This is a genomic window from Bradyrhizobium sp. 613_E4_N2_2 (genome assembly GCF_052075995.1).
GTDB lineage: Bacteria > Pseudomonadota > Alphaproteobacteria > Rhizobiales > Xanthobacteraceae > Bradyrhizobium > Bradyrhizobium barranii.
Genome location: NZ_CP197234.1, coordinates 6,167,708 through 6,186,113, shown reverse-complemented (window position 1 = coordinate 6,186,113; position 18,406 = coordinate 6,167,708). Strand labels below are relative to the sequence as shown.

Below are 18,406 nucleotides of genomic sequence, written 5' to 3'. Positions count from 1 at the left end.
TCAAGCCGCGCGCTGATTGACCGCGACGACGCGCCAGCCGGTGGCGAGCCGGTCGATCCGGGTCAGTGACAACGGATCGATCACGAAGCGCAGGGCCGCTTGTGGTGTCAGATCCAGCGCAATGCAGAGCGCGGCGCGGATGGTGCCGGAGTGAACGACGAGCGTTGCCGAGCCGGCGCCGATTTGCGAGAGACCCAGCCGGACGCGCACGACCTGATCCTCAAAACTTTCGCCGCCCGGCGGCCGCCCGTGCGCCGGATCGCTCCAGAACTGCGCATAGGTCTCGCCGCCGGTCGCCGCGAGCTCGTCATGCCGCCGGCCGGTCCAGTCGCCAAAATCCTGCTCACTTAATTCGGGCACCAACGCGGGTTCGAGTCCCAGCGCGCGCGCCGTCTCAACCGTACGTCGCGCCGGGCTCGCCAAGCTCGCAGCATCTGGCGGAAGCCTCTGCCGCAACGCCTCCAGTTGCACGCGATCGCCGAGATCGGCGGGCGCGTCGGCCGCATGGATCGTCCCTTTGACGCCGTCGACGGGCGCATGCCGTATCAGCCAGAGGAAGGTCTCGCCTTCCATACCTATCTCCAAGGAAGTTGGTCGCGGTGGTAATAACGTCGCACCGGCACATTGACTCTGTCTTGTCGGTAATCCTAGATGGCTTTGACGGTTTCCCCGAGTGGGGATGAAAAGGGAATGCGGTGCGGGGATTTTGTCCCCAATGCCGCGGCTGCCCCCGCAACTGTAAGCGGCGAATCTTGCGTCACGAGCCACTGGGTATCTCGGTCCCGGGAAGGCGATGCAAGGTACTGACCCGCGAGCCAGGAGACCTGCCGTCAGCCGTGGTCACACGCGAAGATGTCGGTCGGGGAGTACAGACATTCGGCTTCATCGGAAGGCTCAAAGGCCGGAGGTGGGACCTGGTTCGCTGTGACGTGCCACTGACGTCATACCGAGGTCCCGAACTGTGTCTTCCATTCGTCTTGTACGACCGCGTTGCTTCCTGCTCGCTTCCGCCGCGCTTACTTCATTTGCAGTCGCCGATCTGCCCGCAGCGCTGGCGCAGCAGGCCCGCGAGCCGCTGCCGCCGGTCGAGGTGTCGCCCGCCCAATCCCGCAAACCGGCAAAGCCGGCGGCCCGGGACGCGCAGAGCCCACGCCGCGCAGCATCGCGCAGGCCAGCGGCCGCATCGGCCGCGGCCAAGCCCGTCGTGCCGACCGCGGCGGCGCAGACGCCGCTCAACACCAATGTGGTTGCCGAGAGCGCCTCGCGCCTCGGCCTGACCGTGCAGGAGACACCCGCGACCGTCGAGGTCATCTCGGCCGAGACCATGCGGGAGCAGGGCTATCGCACCGTGTCGGAGGTTGCGCAGGGCGCGGTCGGTGTCACCTCCGGCGACAATCCGGCCGAGCCCGCGGCTTTCTCCATGCGTGGCTTCACCAACAGCCAGATCAACATGCTCTACAACGGCATCAAGATCGGTCCGCAGAACATGACCTCGCGGATCACGGATACGGCCAATCTCGCAGCCGTGGAATTTTTGAAAGGTCCGGCCTCGCTAATGTCGGGCGAAGGTGCCGCCGGTGGCGCAATCAACTTGATCACGAAGCAGCCACACACCGGGCCGATCCGGAATGACGCTGACTTCTCCTGGGATTCGCTCAACTCGTTCGGCGTCCATTACGGCTCGGGCGGCAGCACCAATTTGCAGGGGCTCGACTACCGCTTCGACATCAGCCGCGCCTCGCTCAATGGCTTTGCCGACGACACCAATACCAAGACGCTGGATGTGTCTGGCCAGCTCAATTACCGCATCTCCGACAGCCTCAAGATCTGGGGCGCGATCGAGTACCGGGAAGATCGCTCGAAGGCCTATTGGGGCGCACCGCTGGTACCGGTCGCCTTCAGCAGTTCGCATGCGACGAGCGGGATTGTTTCGGGCAATTACGTCTCGAACTTCAACAAAACGAATCTCGGTGCGATCACGATCGACGATCGTACCTTCAACACCAATTACAACGTTCTCGACAACCGCAACGTGGCACAAGAGGTGTGGCTGCGCGGCGGCTTCGAACTGAAGCTGGCGCCTGACCTGACGCTGAAGAGCCAAGCCTATGCCTATGGCGCGGAGCGTACCTGGTTCAACAACGAGATCGAGGCTTTCAATGCCAGTACGGGCCTGCCCAACTCGAACATGGTCGATCGCGAGCGCTTCTATGTTGCACATAGCCAACGCCTTGTCGGCAACATTACCGACCTGATTTGGGACGCTAATATCGCAGGCTTCGACAACCGCCTGGTCACGACACTTTCGTCCAGCTATCTCGATTTCGTCAGGCCAGGCGCGGCCAACTTCCCGGACGATTACGTCTCGCTCGTCAATCCCGACCGTGGCCTTTACGGCCTGCTCACGACGCAGCAGCAGACCGCGCGCATCGACAACGAGGCGCTGTCGTTCGAGGACCGGGTGAAGCTCACGCGAACCTTCGCGCTGGTCGGCGGCCTCCGCGTCGAGCATATCGGGCTTGACCGCAACTCGACCGACGCCGCCGGGCTGGAAAAGGCGAACTTCCCGTTCTCGAAGTCCTGGGTCCCGACGACGGGTCGCATTGGCTATACCTGGGACGCCGTTCCCGGCCTGACCTTCTTCAGTCAGTACGCGACCGGTGCTGACGTCTCAGCCAACAACATCTTCCTGCTTGGGCCAGCCCAGCCGCTCGACCTGACGACCTCGCGCACCTATGAGACGGGCGTCAAGCATCTGTTGTGGAACAACAGGGCGGAATGGTCGTTCTCGGCCTACGATATCGAGCGCAAGAACGTCTATGCGGCGGCTGGCGGCATGCAGCTCAACATCGCGGGACGGCAGGAGTCGAAGGGCGTCGAGCTCGCCGCGGCCGTACGCCCGATCGATCCCCTGCGGCTCTGGGGCAACATCGCCTATGTCGATGCACGCTATGCCGACTACAATTTTGCCGGTGGTTCGTTCTCCGGCAACACGCCGCCGAACGTGCCGCGTGTCGTGGCCAATGCCGGTGCGTCGTACCGGTTCTTCACGCCCTGGCCGGTGGAGCTCGGCATCACGGGCCGCTATGTCGGCGACCGCTACAACACCGATGCCAACGTCGTGACGATGAAGGCCTACACCGTCGCCGACGTCTACGCCTTCGTCGACATCCCGAAGACGGTGTTCAACGCGGTCGACCAGGCCCGTCTGGGCTTCCGCGTGCGCAACATCACCAACAAGCGCTACGCGATCTGGGGCGATCCGTTCTATCCCGACCAGATCCTGCTCGGTGCGCCCAGGACCTATGAGCTCTCGGCCGCGTTCAAATGGTAGGGCGCTGACCACATGATGAACGCGATCGTGCTGCTGCATCGCTGGCTCGGGATCGCGTTCTGCCTGCTGTTCGCGATGTGGTTCGCGAGCGGAATCGTGATGCACTTCGTCCCGTTTCCGTCATTGGCGGAAGCGGAACGTTTTGCCGGGCTCGCGCCGGTGGCTGGCGGAGCGGTGAGGATTGCGGTCGCGGAGGCCGTCGCCGCGAGCGGGATCGCGGACGCCACGCGCGTTCGCCTGGTCCAGCGGAGCGACGGGCCGGTCTATGTCGTGTCGAACCCGTCGCGTGTGCGTGCGGTCCATGCCTCCGACGGACGGGATGCATCGGTGACGTCCGCCGACGTCGCGGTCGGTATCGCGCGGGATCATGCCCGGCAACGCGGGCTCGATGCCGCGCGGGCGTCGATGATTTCGGGCGCGGATTATGATCAATGGAGCGTACCCAACGGCTTTGATCGACACCGGCCTCTGTTGCGCGTCGCTCTTGGCGATGCGGCCGGAACCGAGGTCTATGTCTCCTCGCGCACCGGCGAAGTCGTGCTGGATACGACCCGCAGCGAACGCGGCTGGAATTGGGCCGGCAGCGTCCTGCACTGGATCTATCCGACGGTCCTGAGGAGCAACTGGTCCCTTTGGGATCGGGTGGTCTCGACATTGTCGCTGGTGGCTTTTATCGCCGCGACGCTCGGCGCGGTGCTTGGAACTATCAGGATCAGGATTCGAGGGCGCGGGGTTTCGTCGCCTTATCGCGGCTGGCACGCCCTGCATCACATCATTGGTCTCGTCGCGACCGTTTTCGTGCTGACCTGGAGTTTCAGTGGCTGGCTCTCGATGGATCACGGCCGGCTGTTCTCGCGCGGGGAACTGACCCCGACCGAAGCGGGCGTGGTGTATGCCGCGCCTGACTGGACGACGGCCCCACCGGTCGGTCAGCCGTCGGCTCGCGAAGTCGAATGGTTCGCCGTCAACGGTGTTGTCTACCGGCGCGACCGTACCGGCCTCGCCAGTCAGGCCTTGACCAAAACGGGGGAGGCGATCCGCAGCCGCCAGGTGGCATTCCTCGGCGAGAGGGATGTCCATGACCTGACGACGCGCCTTGCGCCGGGCTGTGGCGCCCCGTCCGTTCTAGCCGACAATGACGATTATCCCGCGCACTCCGTTGTCCCCGGAGCGCCCGTCTATCGCTCCCGATGCGGCGACCTCTGGTTCGACATCGACGGTGCCGACGGCCGCGTGCTGCAAAGACTGGATGCCTCGCGGCGCGCCTATCGCTGGTTCTATAGCGCGCTTCACACGCTCGATTTTCCCGTTCTCATGGCGCATCCGCGTCTGCGCGATATCCTGGTCGTCGGGCTCTGCTTGCTGGGGCTGGCATTTTCCGTCACCGGCATCGTCATCGGCTGGCGGCGCTTGCGGTCGACCTTCGCGGCTTGAGCTGCGTATCGAACAAATCATATGCGCCATGCAAATTGCGGGTTGCGCGGGCGATGGCAGGCGCGGATGATCCTCCGAGGGGGCGCAGCGGTGCGCTCTCTCAATGGGGCGATCGTGATCGATGTCAATTCAGCGCAAGCGCCTCGGCATGATTACCCCGTCGTCCAACTCGGTGCTGGAGCCCGTCACCAATTCCATGCTGCATGGCGTGGCCGGAGTCACCGTTCATTTCTCGCGCTTCCGCGTCACCGAGATCGCGCTCGATGCCGCGGCGCTGAACCAGTTCGATGCCTCGGTGATGCTGCCGGCGGCGGATCTGCTGGCGGACGCCAAGGTCGATGCCATTGCCTGGAACGGCACGTCGGCAAGCTGGCTCGGTACCGGCCGCGACCGGAGCCTGTGCGAAGCGATCGCGGCGCGGACCGATATCCCGGCGACGACCTCCACGCTCGCCTGCATCGACGCCGTCCGGGCGCTCGGCGCCGGACGCGTCGGCCTGGTCTCACCCTATACGGACGACGTGCAACGGCGTATCGGCGATGTCTGGGCCGAGGAGGGGATCGCCCCTCACGCCGAGCGGCATCTCGGCCTGCGCGATAACTTTTCCTTCGGTGAGGTCACGCCCGCGACGATCGCCGACATGATCCGCGCGGTCGCGGCGGACGGCGCCGATGCCGTCGTCATTCTCTGCACCAATCTCGACGGCGCCGCGCTGGCTGCAGCACTCGAACGGGAGTTGGGCATCGCCGTGCTGGACTCGGTCGCGGTCACGCTGTGGCGGACGCTCGAACTCGCCGGTGGCGACATCGCGGCCCTTACGGCGTGGGGCCGGATCTTCCAGACATCAGCGATCATCAAGTGACGGAGACACCTGTGACGCAGCTAGATCTCGCCATTCGCGGCGGCACCATCGTGACGGCCAGCGACGAATTTCGCGCCGATATCGGCATTCGCGACGGACGCATCGTCAGCATCGCCGACCGCATTGAAGGCGCGGCGCGCGAGATCGACGCGACGGGGCTGCTGGCGCTGCCGGGCGGGATCGACAGTCACGTCCACATCTCCCAGGCCTCTGGCCCCGACGTCGTGATGGCCGACGATTTTGCTTCGGCAACGCGCGCGGCGGCGGCCGGCGGCAACACCATGGTGTTACCCTTCGCGCTCCAGGAGAAGGGGACGTCGCTGCGCACCTGCGTCGAGAACTACCGCAAGCTCGCCGAGGGCGAGTGCTACATCGACACCGCCTTCCACCTCATCATCTCCGACCCCACCGCAGTCGTGCTCGGGCAGGAGCTGCCGGCTCTCGTCAAGGATGGCTACACCTCGTTCAAGGTGTTCATGACCTATGACGACCTCGTGCTCAGCGACAAGCAGCTGCTGGAAGTGTTCGACGTCGCGCGCCGCGAGGAGGCGCTGGTCATGGTCCATTGCGAGGGTTACGACGCGATCCGTTTCCTCACCGCCAAGCTCGAACGCGAGGGCCATATCGCGCCCTATTATCACGGCGTGTCGCGGCCGGAGGCCGTCGAGCGCGAGGCGACGCATCGCGCCATCAGCCATGCCGAGGTGATCGGCGTCCCCATCATGATCGTCCACGTCTCCGGCCGCGAGGCGATGGAGCAGGTGCGCTGGGCCCAGCAGCGCGGACTGCCGGTGCATGCCGAGACCTGTCCGCAATACATCACGCTGACGGCCGACGACATGAAGGGCCTGAACATGGACATGTCAGGCGCAAAGTATGTCTGCTCGCCGCCGCCGCGCGATGCCGAAAGCCAGCAGGCGATCTGGGAAGGCATCACCACCGGTGTGTTCCAGACCTTCTCGTCCGATCACTGCCCGTTCCGCTACGACGACCCCAAGGGCAAGCTGACGCCGAATGCACGCACCTCGTTCCGCTGGGTGCCGAACGGCATCCCGGGCGTCGAGACCCGGTTGCCGATCCTGTTCTCCGAAGGCGTCTCGAAGGGGCGGATCAGCTTGCAGAAATTCGTCGAGCTGACTGCGACCAATCATGCGCGGATCTACGGGCTCTATCCGCGCAAGGGCTCGATCGGCGTCGGCTTCGACGCCGACATCGCGCTGTGGGACCCGAAGCTGACAAAGACGATTCAGCAGGCCGACCTGCACCACGGCGCGGACTATACGCCGTGGGAGGGCTTTGACGTCACCGGCTGGCCTGTCACCACCATCGCGCGGGGCCGCGTGGTGTACGAGCAGGGCAGGATCGTCGGCGACAAGGGCGCGGGCGAGGTGCTGAGCCGCGGCAAGTCGAGCCTGGTGTGACGGAAAAATAATCGTATCGGGACGACGCCATGTCGTCTGTTGCGCATACCATCCTCGCGCTGCTGCGGCATCATTGATCTCTTTTCGCCGGCCGCCTTTCGGTGTAGCTCTGCGCTCACTTATGAGGCGGCCGGGCGCCAATGCTGATCGCCGCCGAAATCATGCAGGAGACACCAGGGATGTACCCGAAAGTTCAGATGTTCATCGCCGGCGAGTGGACCGACGGCACCTCCGGCAAGTCGGAGGACATCCTCAACCCCGCCACCGGCCAGCCGATCGGCAAGACCCCGCACGCCTCGCGCCAGGACCTTGACCGCGCGCTGGAGGCCGCCAAGGCCGGCTTCGAGATCTGGCGCAAGACCTCGCCGTTCGACCGCTACAAGCTGATGCGCAAGGCCGCCGACATTATCCGCTCGCGCGCCGCCGAGATCGCACCCGTGATGACCATGGAGCAGGGCAAGCCGGTCGTGGAAGCCCAAGGCGAGACCATGCTTGCCGGCGACCTCATCGACTGGTTCTCCGAGGAGGCCCGCCGCGCCTATGGCCGCATCGTGCCGCCGCGGATGGGCAATGTCTCCCAGCTCGTGACCAAGGAGCCGGTCGGCCCGGTCGCCGCGTTCACGCCCTGGAATTTCCCGATCAACCAGGCGGTCCGCAAGATCTCGGCCGCGCTCGCCGCCGGCTGCTCGATCATCGTCAAGGGCTCGGAAGAAACCCCGGCAAGCTGCATGGAGCTGGTGCGCGCCTACGCCGACGCGGGCATTCCGGCCGGCGTCGTCCAGCTGGTGTTCGGCGTGCCGTCGGAAGTGTCGGAATATCTCATTCCGCACCCGATCATCCGCAAGATCAGTTTCACGGGCTCGACCGCGGTCGGCAAGCATCTGGCCGCACTCGCGGGCCTGCACATGAAGCGTGTCACCATGGAGCTCGGCGGCCACGCGCCGGCAATCGTGTTCGCGGACGCTGATCTCGACAACGCCGCCAAGATCCTCTCGGCCAACAAGTTCCGCAATGCCGGCCAGGTCTGCGTCTCGCCGACGCGCTTCCTGGTGCATGAGAGCGTGTATCAGCCCTTCGTCGACAAGTTCGTCGCCGCGGCCAAGAACCTGAAGGTCGGCAACGGCCTCGACAAGGACACCCGCATGGGCCCGCTGGCAAACCCGCGACGCGTCGACGCCATGGAAGGTCTGGTCTCCGACGCTGTGCAGCGCGGCGCCAAGGTGCAGGCCGGCGGCAAGCGCATCGGCAACGAAGGCTTCTTCTTCGAGCCGACTGTGATCACCGACGTGCCGCGCGATGCCCGCATCATGAACGAGGAGCCGTTCGGACCGCTTGCCCCGATCACATCGTTCCGCAGCTATGACGAGGTGGTGGCCGAGGCGAACCGCCTGCCGTACGGCCTTGCGGCCTATGCCTACACGACCTCGACCAAGACGATGCAGGCGATCGGCTCCGATATCGAGAGCGGCATGGTCTCGATCAACCACCATGGCCTCGCGCTGCCGGAAGTGCCGTTCGGCGGCATCAAGGATTCCGGCTACGGCTCCGAGGGCGGCCTCGAGGCGATCGAGGGTTACCTGAACACGAAGTTCGTGACCCAGGCGAGCGCGTAAGGAAGAGTCGCGTTGTCATTCCGGGGCGCGCGAAGCGCGAACCCGGAATCCATCGCGCCGCACGTAAAGAGGGAAAATGGATTCCGGGCTCGCGCCAAGTGGCGCGCCCCGGAATGACGGTGGATAGGACCTGCGTTGCCTGACGGGCGAGACATGGACAACAGCCGTCACCCGAGCAAGCGCGTGTCCCTTGCCGGGATGCATATCGACCGGAATTCGGCCGTGCCGCTGCATCTGCAGATCGCGGCGCACATCCGCGACGGCATTTTGCGCGGCGTCTTTCCGGCTGGAACGCAATTTCTGGGATCCCGGGAGATCGCGCGCGAATTGGGCTGCTCGCGCACGGTGGTGTTGACCGCCTGGGATCTGCTCTACGCCGAGGGCTATCTTGCATCGATGCCGCGCGGCAGTGTCATGGTGGCGTCAGTGGCGACCCCACATGCCGCGCCTTCGTCCGCGACGTCGCCTGCGGCCAAGCCCGCCCACATGTCGGAGCGCTGGCGCTCGCTGCTTGCCTTCGACTACGAGACCAACTGGCCGTCGGAATTCAGCCCGGGCGCGCCTGACATCTCGACCTTCCCATTCAAGGACTGGTCGCGCCTGTTGCGCCAGTCCTGGCAAAATCCAAGAGAGCAGGAGTGTCTCGATCTTCCCTCGGAGGGCCATCCGCGCTTGCGGAGCGAGATCGCGAACTTCCTCGGCTCGGTGCGCGGGCTCGTCTGCTCGCCGGAAGAGGTCGTCGTCACCTCAGGCACATCGGGCGCGCTTGATTTCTGCAGCCGGATGATCCTCGATCCCGGCGACGAGGTCTGGGTCGAGGAGCCCGGCTTCGTCGAGGCCCGGTGGGCGCTCACGGCCGCCGGCGCGAAGCTCGTTCCAATTCCGGTCGATGACAAGGGCCTCGTCGTCTCAGAAGGAATCCGGCGCGCACCGGGCGCGAAGCTGATCGTGGTCACGCCGTCGCATCAATATCCGCTCGGCGTCAGTATGGGGCTGGAGCGGCGGCTCGAACTGCTCGACTGGGCCAACAAGAACGACGTCTGGGTGATCGAGGACGATTACAATTCGGAGTTCAGGCACCAGGACAGCATGATCGCCTCGCTGCGCTCGCTCGATCGCGAGGGGCGGGTGATCTATTTCGGTACCTTCTCGAAGATCATGATGCCGAATTTGCGGCTCGGCTACATCGTCGCCAACAGGCATTTCATCGAGGGCTTTTCCAGGTGCCGCGCGCGCATCGATGTGCATACCTCCGGCATCGGACAGCTCGCTCTGGCCGAGTTCATGCGGGAAGGGCACCTGCTGCGGCATCTGCGCGGGATGCGGCGGATCTACGCCGCGCGCCGGAAGGCACTGATCGATGCGATCACAGCGCTGATGCCTGACGATCTCACCGTATCCTCCGCCGTCACCGGATTGCATCTGGTGGCGCTGTTCACTGACGCGATGCAGGCACGGAGGAGCGACCGAGAAGCGGCCGCGGTCCTGAAGCAGGCCGGCATCCACGTCCAGCCGCTCTCGCAAAACTTTCTGGAGCAGCCGACGCGGCAGGGCCTGGTGTTCGGCTACGGGCGGCTGCGGGTCGAGGATGCCGCGCCGCTGCTTGCGAGAATCGCGGCTTGCATCGGCAGCGGTCGCCGCGACGCACCATCCGACCCGGCAATATCCTCTCTTACTGTTCGTACAATAAAGAGAAGCTGAGCCGACCGTCGTGCATAGCTCGTAGGCATGCGGCTATCCCGCAACGCCGTTCAATCGCCTGGAAATTAGACAGACGTTTTTGAGTGCTCCGATTGCAGTGCAGCGGGCGTCACGATTTGCGCGGAGAAATCCGTGGTGCGCTGCACGTTTGTCGCGTGGAACGGTTCGCGTTCGTGTGCTCTCTGCGCGGGCATGGCTGCACCAAAACGTGCAGCCGGTGTTGCGCTGCATGATGTCGGTCCTGCGCTGGTCTAGTGGTTTGCGACAACTCTGGCCCTATCCCGAGCCCATCGCTCTGTCGCACGCTCGCAGGCGGTGGCATGACAGGGGATGATGATGAGCGCTCTCGGTTTGGCATTGGACGTTGCGATGGACGGCAAGCACCCGGCGTCCGGTTCGGACGTCATCCGTAACTGACCCCGCACATGAGTTCCTCCGAAAATCACTGGGAAGTCGGCACCGATATCGGCGGCACCTTCACCGACATCATCGCCATCAGGCGTGACTCCGCGGAGGCGCGGATCGCAAAGGTGCCGTCGCGCCCCGACGCGCCGGTTCAGGCGATGCTGGAGGCGATCGAGGCGGTGGGCCTGCGCAAGAGCGAGGTCAGGCGCTTCGTGCACGGCACCACGCGCGTGACTAACGCCATCGTCGAGAACCGGCTGCCGAAGGTGGCGCTGGTCGCGACCGAAGGGTTCGCCGATGTGCTGGAGATTGCGCGCTATCGCCGCCGCGATCTCTATCGTCTCGACATTCCGCCGAAATCACCGCCTTTGGTGCCGCCCGAACGATGCTTTGGGCTCGCCGAGCGCCTCGATCACGAGGGCCGGGTGCTGAAGGCGCTGGATGAGACCGAGATCGAGCGTCTGGTGGCCTGGCTGAAGCAGACCGGCGTGCAGAGCGTCGCGGTCGCACTGCTTCACGCCTACGCCAATCCCGTGCACGAAAAGATGCTGGGCGAGCGCCTCAAGGGCGTCGTCGCCCACGTCTCGCTGTCGCATGAGGTCAATCCCGAGGCGCGCGAATACGAACGGACGTCCGCGACCGTGTTCAACGCGGCCGCGATGCCGATCGCGGTGGAATATCTCAGCGAGCTGGAGCAGCGGCTGCCGATCGGCGCCGGCTTGCAGGTGTTTCATTCGGCCGGAGCCATGGTCCCGATCTCGGCCGTGAAGCGGCGGCCGCTGGTGATGGCGATGTCGGGGCCGGCCGCCGGTGTCTCCGCATCGGTCAGCATCGCGCGCCAGCTCGGCACATCGCGCATGCTCACCTTCGACATGGGCGGTACCACGACGGACGTCTGCCTGATCGTCGACGGTCAGGCCGAGATGACCGACGGCCGCATGCTCGGCGACAAGCCGCTGCGTCAGCCGATGCTTGCGGTCCATTCCATCGGGGCCGGCGGCGGATCGATCGTGCGAAACGGTCCCGGCGGCCTGACGGTCGGGCCGGAGAGCGCCGGCTCCGAGCCGGGGCCGGCCTGCTACGGCCGCGGCGGCACTGAGCCGACCATCACCGATGCCAATGCCGTGCTCGGCTATCTCAATCCCGAGACCAAGCTTGGCGACCGCATCGGCATCGACATCAAGGCCGCGGAACGCGTCATCGACCCGATCGCGCGCGCCCTGGGGCTGAGTCTGACCGAAACCGCGCTCGGCATCATCAAGGTCGCCAATGCGACGATGGCCCGTGCGCTTCGCCGCGTCACGGTCGAACGTGGTATCGACGGACGCGACTGCACGCTGCTCGCCTTCGGCGGTGGCGGTCCGATGCATGCCGCGGGCCTTGCCGATCTCTACGGGATTGCAGAGGTTGTCGTGCCGAGCGCTTCGAGCGCATTCTCGGCGCTGGGCTGTCTCACCGCCGATTTCAGCTTCCTCCAGCAGCAGACGCTACGCGCCGCCCTCGACGGTATCGATCTCGCCCGGGTGTCGGAGCGGATCGGGACGCTGATGGACGATGCGTCGGCGCCGCTGATCGCCAACGGCGTTGCGCAGGCGGAGATCCAGGTCGAGCTGGTGGCGCTGATGCGCTACGCGGCGCAGAACGATGCCATTCCGGTGCCGTTCACGTTGCCGCTCGACGTGACCAAGCTGAAGAAGGACTTTCTGGCGCGGCATCACGAACTGTTCGGCTATGCGACCAGCGAGCCCTGCGTCATCGAATCCGTGCGCATGCAGGCGCGGCGCCCGTCGACGACGGTGGTGAGCCGGCCGGCGACTGCGGTGAGGGCGGTGTCATCAGGCAAGCGAGCCTGCTCATTCGACGGCCTCCACGATATCCCGACCGCCATCATCGATCGCGCCAAATTGGCCGATGTCGTCAGCGGCCCCGCGATCATCGAAGACGCATGGTCAACGGTGGTGGTCCCGCCGGGCTGGCAAGCTAAACCCGATGTATCAGGCAATCTGTTCCTGACGCGGAGGGCGGCATGAAGCTCGATCCGTTCGTCGTCGAGGTTATCAGGCACGGGCTCTCGGCCGCGGCCGAGGAAATGAGCCTGGTGATGACGCGCTCGGCGCGCTCGCCGCTGCTGCGCGAGGCCGGCGATCTCTCATCAGCAATCACGGATGGCCGCGGCGGCCTGGTCGGGCAGGGCCGCGACATCCCGATCCATCTCGGCGCGATGGCTTACACGATCCCCGAACTCTTGAAGGTCGTTCCGGTCGAGAGCCTGAACGACGGCGACGTGCTGATCTACAATGTCGGCGCGCTCGGCGGCAATCACCTCAACGACGTCAAGGTCGTGCGTCCCGTCTTTGTCGACGGCGAGATCGTGGCGTTCGCGGTGAGCCTCGCGCATTGGCCCGACATCGGCGGCACCTGGCCCGGCAGCTATTTTGCCAAGGCGATCGACACTTTCCAGGAGGCGATGCGGATTCCGCCGGTGCTGATCGCCACGTCAGCTGGCGTCAATACGCCGATCGTGCAGCTGCTCAAGGCCAACGTCCGGGATCCCGAATCCTGTGAGGGCGACCTGCTCGCGCAGATCGCCGCGACCAAGGCCGGCGAGCGGCGCATCGTCGAACTCTGCCGCGAGCACGGCAAGGCGGTGTTCACGGCGACGCAATCGCGCCTGCACGATCTCTCCGAAATCGAGATGCGGGAGGCGCTCCGCGACCTGCCCGATGGCGTCTACGAGGGCGAAGATTATCTCGACGACGGCAGCGTCAACAATGCACCTGCGCGCATCCATGTGAAAATCACCATTCGCGGCGACGAGGCGACCTTCGACCTCTCCGGCAGTTGCGATCGCGTCTCCAATTTCTGCAACACGACGCCGTTCATGGCGCGCTCAGCTGTCGCCTATGCCGCACGCATCATGAGCGGCCGCGACATGCACCAGAATGCGGGCGCGCTCCGGCCTTTGACCATCATCACACGCCCGGGCTCGATCCTGGAGCCGGGCTGGATGGCGTCCGTTGCCGCCGGCAACCACGAGACGTCCATGCGCATCGTCGATGCGATTTTTCGCGCGATGCAGGACACTATTCCGGAGCGCTTGTCAGCCGGTGGCGCGACCACCGCGGGCGTCTTGTTCTTTGCCGAGCCGCGTCAGAACGGCTCGTGGAAGATGCTCTACGAGGTTCACGGCGGTGGTGAGGGCGCGCGGCATGATCGGGCCGGCATGTCGGCGACGCGCGTGCATCTCTCCAATACGTCGAACACGCCGGTCGAGGTGATCGAGGCGAGCTACGCGATCCGCCTGGAGCAGCAGGCCATTCGCCGGCAGTCCGGCGGCGCGGGCGCGCATCGCGGCGGTGACGGCTCGGTTCGCACCTATCGCATCCTCGCGCCTTCGATGCACCTGACCACCTGCATCGAGCGCATGGTGATCCCGCCATTCGGCATGCAGGGCGGCGAAGCCGGCAAGGCCTGCCGCATCTCGCTGATCAGGCAGGGCGCGAACGTCGCCATCGACGGCAAATCGAACCTGGTGTTGCAGCAAGACGATCTCGTCACGATCGAGATGTGCGGCGGCGGCGGCTATGGCGCCGCGGCCGCGGAGTGAGGGGATTGCGATGAGCAGATTGTTGCGAACCGGGCTGAACGCGGGCGACAGCGCGCCCATGGCCGTCGTCGGCGGCGAGGGCGTCTACTTTCACCTGTCCGATGGCCGCAAGCTGATTGACGGCAGCAACACCGGCGGCGGCCTCGGCCATCGTCACCCCGCGATGGTGGAGGCGATCCGCCGCGCGGCCGATACGCCCGTCGTGAACGAAGGCTGGACCTGGGTCGGCCGCGAACAGGCCGCCGACGACCTGATGATCACCGCATTCAAAGGCGAAGACGACTGGGTCGGCGCGGTGCGCTTCTGCATCAGCGGCAGTGAGGCCAACGACATGGCGCTGTCGCTCTGCCAGGCGCTGACGCAGCGGTCTGCGCTGGCGACGCGCGAGCGCGCCTATCACGGCATCACCGGCCTGTCGCGCAGCATGACGGTGCAGCCGCAATGGCACGGCGGCCTCGCGGTGCACGCGGGCGGCTCGAAGCTACCGGCGCCGATGGCACCGGTGCGGATTCTCCCGGCGCCGGATGGCGCGATCTATGGCGCGCCGGCCAACAACACGCCGCCCAGCGAATATCTGACGGATGCCACGCGGCTGCTGTCGGACACCGCGGCGACGATCATCGACTACACCCAGGGCGGCATCTACTACGACGGCGCCTATCAGGACGAGGTGGCGCGCCACGCCCGGCAAGCGGGATCGTACTGGATCGCGGATGAGGTCGTCACCGGCGCGGGCCGCGCAGGCCGCTGGTTCGCGTTCCAGGGCGCTGAAAGCCGCCCCGATATCGTGACGCTCGGAAAATCGCTCGGCGGCGGAGCGGCTGCGGTCGCGGCGGTCGTGGTGTCGAAAGACATCATCGAGCGGCTCAAGGGCACGAGCTGGCAGAATTACGGCACGCTGCGCGGCCATCCCATCAGCATGGCCGCCGTCAGCGCATACCTGAAGGTCGTCAGCGAAGAGAAAATCCTCGAGCGCGTGGCGAGCCTGGAAAAGTTGTTCACTCGCCGGCTGCTCGCGATCGCGCAAAAACATCCGAGTGTGCAGCGCGTGGCGGGGCAGGGGCTGCACTGGACGGTGGAGCTGCACGGTCCGGATTGGCGCTCCTGGCATGCCGACACCACGGAGGTCCCGATCGCCTCGCGCGTGGCGGAGCGCGCACTGGAGGCGGGCGCCGTGATTGGAACCAGCGGTGAGCAGACTTCGCTGTTCCTGGCGCCGCCGCTGGTGATCTCGGAGCAGGAAGCCGAGCGGCTGCTGGATGCGCTCGACCACGGCCTCGACATCGCAGACGAGGAGCACGGGTGAGCGCAGACCCCGCAGCGTCCTACCGCTCGCCGGCCTGGCCGGCGGACGAGCCCTGGCATCTCGCGATGCCGGAGGGGACGCTGTACGACGCGCTGGCACGCGCGGCGAAGGATCGGCCGTCGCACCCGGCGACGGTGTTTTATGGTGCGAGCCTGAGCTATGCCGAGCTACGCGCACGGGTCGATGCCTTGGCCGGCTTCCTGCAGAACGCTTGCGGCGTGAAGCGCGGCGATCGCGTCATGATCGCGCTGCAAAACTCGCCGCAATATGTCATCGCCTACTACGCGGTGATGCGGGCGGACGCCGTGATCGTGCCGGTCAATCCGATGAACAAGACGGCTGAGATCGCGTATCTTGCCGAAGACAGCGGCGCCAGGGTCGCGATCATTGGAAGCGAACTGAGCGAAATATTCGTGCCGCTGGTGGGCGAAGCCATCTCCCATACGATCGTCGCACAATATCGCGACGAAGTGCCGGCCGCCACGCCCTATACGCTGCCTTCATGCATCACCGAGGCGCCGTCGAAGATACCGCCGTCGCCAGGCTGGCATTCCTGGTCATCTGCGATCGCGCAAGGTTTGCAGCCAGGCGCAATGAGCGCGGGGCCGGACGATCTCATGATCCTGCCCTATACGTCGGGGACAACAGGCAAGCCCAAGGCCTGCATGCATACCCATCGCAGCGCGCTGTTCACCGCAGTCCTGCAGGCACGCTGGTATGGACTCGACGGCAGCGACGTGATGACCGGCTTCATGCCGCTGTTCCATGTCGCGGGCATGCAGGGCTCGATGAACGCCGCGGTGGTAACAGGCGCCACGCTGCTGTTGATGGCGCGCTGGGACAAGGATCTGCTGCCGGATCTGTTCGAGACCTACGGCGTCACGTTCTGGAACGCCGCGCCGACCATGATCGTCGACGTGCTCGCAAGCGTCCGGTTCCGCGATCGGTGCTTTGCGAAACTCAAGGTGCTGACCGGAGGTGGTGCGGCAATGCCGACCGCGGTAGCCGAACGGCTCAAAGGCCGCTTCGGCCTCGATTTCGTCGAGGGCTACGGCATGACCGAGACGATGTCGCCGACCCATCTCAATCCGATGGCGGCCCCGAAGCGGCAGTGTCTCGGCATTGCCGTGCAGGAGACCGATGCGAGGATCGTCGATCCCGAGACCTTGATCGAGCTCGACGACAATGTCGTCGGCGAGATCGTCGTGCACGGGCCGCAGGTGCTGCAAGGCTACTGGAACAGGCCGCAGGCCGACGCTGAGTCCTTCATCGAGCGCTCGGGAAAGCGGTTCCTGCGCACCGGCGATCTCGGCTATCGCGATGCCCAAGGCTATTTCTTCGCGGTGGATCGCCTCAAACGGATGATCAATGTCAGCGGCTTCAAGGTGTGGCCGGCCGAAGTGGAAGCCGCGATGTACCAGAACCGCGCCATCCGGGAATGCTGCATCGTCTCGACCCCCGACGACTACCGCGGTGAGACCGTCAAGGCGCTGGTGGTGCTCGATGAAGCCGCGCGCGCGACGATTTCGGCGGACGACATCGTCGGTTGGGCTCGCGGCGCGATGGCCAGCTACAAGGCGCCGCGCGCCGTCGTCTTCGTCGATGAGCTGCCGCGCACCGCCAGCAACAAGATCAACTGGCGGCTTTTGCAGGATGCCGAATGGGGGGCGGACGGCATGAAAGCTGCTTGGCTGGAAAAACGGCGCAGGACCGCGTTATGCTGCGCGCGCCGGCACGCCCCTCAAGCTGCGATCCCCAGCCTCACCAAGAAATCAGGAACTCGCTGATGCGTATCGTCACTGTTGCCGCCGCCCAGATGGGCCCGATCCAGAAGGCCGACAGCCGCGAGGCCGTGGTCAGGCGCATGATCGCGCTGATGGACGAGGCGAAAGCCAAAGGCGCCGACCTGATCGTCTACCCGGAACTGGCACTGACGACGTTCTTCCCGCGCTGGTATTCGGAGGACCGGGCGGAGGCCGACATCTGGTTCGAGCGCGAGATGCCGAACGCAGCGACCAAGCCGTTGTTCGAGCGTGCGGCGCAGCATCAGATGGCGATGAATTTCGGCTATGCCGAGCTGACGCCGGACGGCCACCATTTCAACACCGCGATCCTGACCGACAAGTCCGGCAAGATCGTCGGCAAATATCGCAAGGTCCATCTGCCAGGGCATGTGGACTACGACACCAAGCGGTCGCACCAGCATCTGGAGAAGCGTTATTTCGAGCCGGGCGATCTCGGCTTCAATGTCTGGCGCGAGCTGGGCGGCATCATCGGCATGGCCATCTGCAACGACCGGCGCTGGCCCGAGACCTATCGCGTCATGGGCTTGCAGGGCGTGGAGATGGTGCTGATCGGCTACAACACGCCGTCGGTGAATGCGGAGAAGAGCGAGGAGGGCGTCGAGAAGCGGCTGTTCCACAACCGTCTCTCGGTGCAGGCCGGCGCCTATCAGAACGCGACCTGGGTGGTCGCGGTGGCCAAGGCGGGTGTCGAGGACGGCCATCCGCTGTTCGGCGGCAGCCTGATCGTCGATCCCGATGGCGAGATCGTCGCCGAGGCCAAGACGGAGGGCGACGAAGTCCTGGTTCACGCCTGCGATCTCGACGCCACGACGTTCGGCAAGACCACGATCTTCAATTTTGCCCAGCATCGCCGCATCGAGCATTACGGCCTGATCACCAGCCAGACCGGCGCGGTGCCGCCGCCGGAGAAGTGACGCC

Annotated in this window: 12 protein-coding genes and 1 riboswitch; of the genes, 11 read left to right on the top strand and 1 reads right to left on the bottom strand. The window is 65.4% G+C overall.

The genetic code is table 11. The annotated features are described in order from the left end of the window. Window positions 1-573 carry a histidine phosphatase family protein gene (locus AB7290_RS29655; RefSeq protein WP_085403140.1) on the bottom strand — a complete coding sequence of 191 codons (573 nt, stop codon included), beginning with the start codon at window positions 571-573 and terminating at the stop codon, window positions 1-3. A 71-nt stretch (window positions 574-644) separates the two neighbouring features. Beyond that, window positions 645-846, top strand: a riboswitch (cobalamin riboswitch). A 115-nt stretch (window positions 847-961) separates the two neighbouring features. Here AB7290_RS29655 and AB7290_RS29650 point away from each other — a divergent pair. The 11 genes from AB7290_RS29650 to AB7290_RS29600 all read left to right on the top strand — a co-directional run bounded on the left by AB7290_RS29650 (window position 962) and on the right by AB7290_RS29600 (window position 18,402). Then, window positions 962-3,334, top strand: a complete 2,373-nt coding sequence (locus tag AB7290_RS29650) for a TonB-dependent receptor (RefSeq protein WP_085403141.1) — start codon at window positions 962-964, stop codon at window positions 3,332-3,334. 12 nt (window positions 3,335-3,346) lie between these two features. Further along, window positions 3,347-4,768, top strand: coding sequence for a PepSY domain-containing protein (locus AB7290_RS29645; protein ID WP_085403142.1), 1,422 nt, complete (start codon window positions 3,347-3,349; stop codon window positions 4,766-4,768). A gap of 121 nt (window positions 4,769-4,889) precedes the next feature. Beyond that, window positions 4,890-5,630 (top strand): maleate cis-trans isomerase family protein, encoded by a 741-nt coding sequence (locus AB7290_RS29640; RefSeq protein WP_085403143.1) that lies wholly within the window; start codon window positions 4,890-4,892, stop codon window positions 5,628-5,630. Between the two features lie 11 nt (window positions 5,631-5,641). Next, a complete protein-coding gene (gene hydA / locus AB7290_RS29635) occupies window positions 5,642-7,051 on the top strand; it encodes a dihydropyrimidinase (RefSeq protein ID WP_085403210.1) in 1,410 nt (469 codons plus the stop codon). Window positions 7,052-7,230: 179 nt separating this feature from the next. Next, entirely contained in the window at window positions 7,231-8,664 is a 1,434-nt protein-coding gene (locus AB7290_RS29630) for an NAD-dependent succinate-semialdehyde dehydrogenase (protein WP_085403211.1), read from the top strand. Window positions 8,665-8,817: 153 nt separating this feature from the next. After that, window positions 8,818-10,365 (top strand): MocR-like pyridoxine biosynthesis transcription factor PdxR, encoded by a 1,548-nt coding sequence (gene pdxR, locus AB7290_RS29625; RefSeq protein ID WP_441254223.1) that lies wholly within the window; start codon window positions 8,818-8,820, stop codon window positions 10,363-10,365. Between the two features lie 425 nt (window positions 10,366-10,790). Next, window positions 10,791-12,800, top strand: a complete 2,010-nt coding sequence (locus AB7290_RS29620) for a hydantoinase/oxoprolinase family protein (protein ID WP_085403145.1) — start codon at window positions 10,791-10,793, stop codon at window positions 12,798-12,800. Continuing rightward, window positions 12,797-14,377, top strand: a complete 1,581-nt coding sequence (locus AB7290_RS29615) for a hydantoinase B/oxoprolinase family protein (RefSeq protein WP_085403146.1) — start codon at window positions 12,797-12,799, stop codon at window positions 14,375-14,377. The genes AB7290_RS29620 and AB7290_RS29615 overlap by 4 nt, the downstream gene beginning before the upstream one ends. A 10-nt stretch (window positions 14,378-14,387) precedes the next feature. Beyond that, entirely contained in the window at window positions 14,388-15,683 is a 1,296-nt protein-coding gene (locus tag AB7290_RS29610) for a class-III pyridoxal-phosphate-dependent aminotransferase (protein ID WP_085403212.1), read from the top strand. Continuing rightward, a complete protein-coding gene (locus tag AB7290_RS29605; protein ID WP_245344192.1) occupies window positions 15,680-17,470 on the top strand; it encodes a long-chain-fatty-acid--CoA ligase in 1,791 nt (596 codons plus the stop codon). The genes AB7290_RS29610 and AB7290_RS29605 overlap by 4 nt, the downstream gene beginning before the upstream one ends. Then, entirely contained in the window at window positions 17,470-18,402 is a 933-nt protein-coding gene (locus AB7290_RS29600; protein WP_028148445.1) for an N-carbamoyl-D-amino-acid hydrolase, read from the top strand. The genes AB7290_RS29605 and AB7290_RS29600 overlap by 1 nt, the downstream gene beginning before the upstream one ends. Window positions 18,403-18,406 lie beyond the last annotated feature (4 nt).